Source organism: Actinomycetospora sp. (assembly GCF_055612215.1).
The window spans coordinates 1-1,955 of sequence record NZ_JBVPVA010000384.1 but is presented as its reverse complement, the minus strand read 5'-3'; the positions used below and the strand labels follow the sequence as shown (position 1 = coordinate 1,955).

The following is a 1,955-nucleotide window of genomic DNA, read 5'->3' as shown; positions in this document are numbered from 1 at the left end:
CGGCGGCTCGTCGGCGACGAAGCGCTCGGTGCGCAGCCGGTGGCGCTCCCACCCGGCGTCGGCGACGGTGCGTTCGACGGCCGCGAGCAGCGGCGCCGGCCCGCAGCAGTAGACGACGGTGTCGGTGCGCGCCCGGCCCAGCACCTCGGCGAGCGGGAGCAGCCCGGCCTCGTCCTGCGGGACGGTCCGGACCCGGTCGCCGTGCGGGGCGAGCTCGTCCAGGAAGGCCATCGACGAGCGCCGCCGGCCGCCGTAGAGCAGCTCCCAGTCGGCGCCGACGCGCGCCGCCTGGACGACCATCGGGACCAGCGGGGTGATCCCGATCCCGCCCGCGACGAACACGTAGCGGGCGGCCGGGACCATCGGGAAGTCGTTGCGCGGCCCGCCGAGGACGACCTGGTCGCCGACCCGCAGCACGTCGTGCACGTAGGCGGAGCCGCCGCGGCCGTCGGGCTCGCGCAGCACCGCGACCCGGTAGCGGTACGGGTCCCAGCGGTCGCCGCACAGCGAGTACTGCCGGGTCTGTCCCGAGGCCAGGGTGACGTCGACGTGCGCGCCGGGCTCCCAGTCCGGGAGCCGCGACCCGTCGGCGCGGGCGAGGGCCAGGCTCACCACCCCGTCGGCCACCACGGCCTTGTCCACGACCGTCAGCCGGTCCGCCGTGACCTGCATGCTCGGCCTCCTCGCCAGTGCGTGCGTCGTGACGACGAGCGTGCCGGGGCGCGGGGGCACCCCGGAACGGCGATCTCGTTCAATGGGAGCGGAGCCGGCGCTCGATCCGGCGCGCGGCCGCCGTCAGGGTCGCGACGTGGCCGCGGGCGTGCTCGTCGTTCGGCACGATCACCGAGACGGCGGCCGCGACCGTCCCGGTCTCGTCGCGGACCGGGACCGCGATCCCGGTGGCGTCGGGGTGCAGGTGGCCGGGGCAGAGCACGAACCCCTGCCTGCGGACGTCGGCCAGCCGCCGGCGCAGCTCGCCGGGGTCGGTGATGGTCGCCGGGGTGAACCGCGGCAGCGGCCCGTCGAGCACCCGTTGCTGCTGCTCGGCCGGACCGTGCGCGAGCAGGACCAGTCCCGACGACGAGGCGTGGATCGGCAGCCGAGCGGCGATGCGGGTGTAGTTGATCACCGCGTGCTCGGTGGAGAGGCGCTCGACGAAGAGCACCTCGTCGCCGTCGAGCACACCGAGCTGCGCGTGGTGGCCGACCGCGCGCAGCAGGTCCTCGAGCACGGGCATGGCGAGCTCGCGCAGCGACAGCGTCGGGGACGCGCGGGATGCCAGCGCCCACAGCCGCGTTCCGACCCGCACCCGCCGGTCCGTGTCCCGGCTGAGCAGTCCGTGCTCGACGAGGTCGGCGATCATGCGGGAGCCGGTCGCCAGCGGGAGGCCGGCGCGGCGGGAGACCTCCCCCACCGTCAGCGCCCGGTCCTCCGGCGTGAACGCCTCGAGGATGCGGACCACCCGCTCGAGGACCGACTCCCCCGACGACGACCGCGCCATCGCCCCAGTGTGCCGCGCGGCCGGGACCTAGCCGTCGAGGTCGGCGTTGTCCTCGACGTCCTGCTCGACGTGGCGGCCCTCGTCGTCGGGCTGCCCGCCGCCGGAGTCGACGAGGGGCGACGACGCCTCGGGGGCCGCCTCGCCGCGCTGGTCGGAGCGGTTGGTGTCGTGCGGGGCGCTGGACGGCTCGCTCATGGCCGGGGCTGCCCGGTCCCGGCGTCCGGGGAATCCTCCCGAACCACCCCACCGCGGCGCCCGGAGTCCCTACCGTCCTGCGGCGTGGGTACCGGACCGGCCCCGTGGCTCGCGGCCATCACCGCGGTGCGCGTCGTGCTGGTGCTCGCGGCCGCGTTCGCCGCCTGGCGCGCGGTGCACCTGCACCGCACCGACCCGACGCGCAACCCCATGCCCTGGGCCGTCCTGACGATCCTGTTCATCACGACGACCGCGATGA

General features: G+C 76.1%; 3 protein-coding genes. All 3 read right to left on the bottom strand.

Annotated features, from left to right (window positions below; all coding sequences use genetic code 11):
- A partial coding sequence (locus AC0CYZ_RS11020; protein ID WP_472215189.1) for a ferredoxin reductase occupies positions 1–672 on the bottom strand: 672 nt, incomplete at its 3' end.
- A gap of 79 nt (positions 673–751) precedes the next feature.
- A complete protein-coding gene (locus AC0CYZ_RS11015) occupies positions 752–1,501 on the bottom strand; it encodes an IclR family transcriptional regulator (RefSeq protein ID WP_472215186.1) in 750 nt (249 codons plus the stop codon).
- A gap of 27 nt (positions 1,502–1,528) precedes the next feature.
- Positions 1,529–1,696 carry a hypothetical protein gene (locus AC0CYZ_RS11010; protein ID WP_472215184.1) on the bottom strand — a complete coding sequence of 56 codons (168 nt, stop codon included), beginning with the start codon at positions 1,694–1,696 and terminating at the stop codon, positions 1,529–1,531.
- Positions 1,697–1,955 lie beyond the last annotated feature (259 nt).

What these genes read in the sequence shown, in the direction of transcription:
- AC0CYZ_RS11010 (WP_472215184.1), bottom strand. Translation starts at nt 1,696, where the DNA reads ATGAGCGAGCCGTCCAGCGCCCCGCACGACACCAACCGCTCCGACCAG.
- AC0CYZ_RS11015 (WP_472215186.1), bottom strand. Translation starts at nt 1,501, where the DNA reads ATGGCGCGGTCGTCGTCGGGGGAGTCGGTCCTCGAGCGGGTGGTCCGC.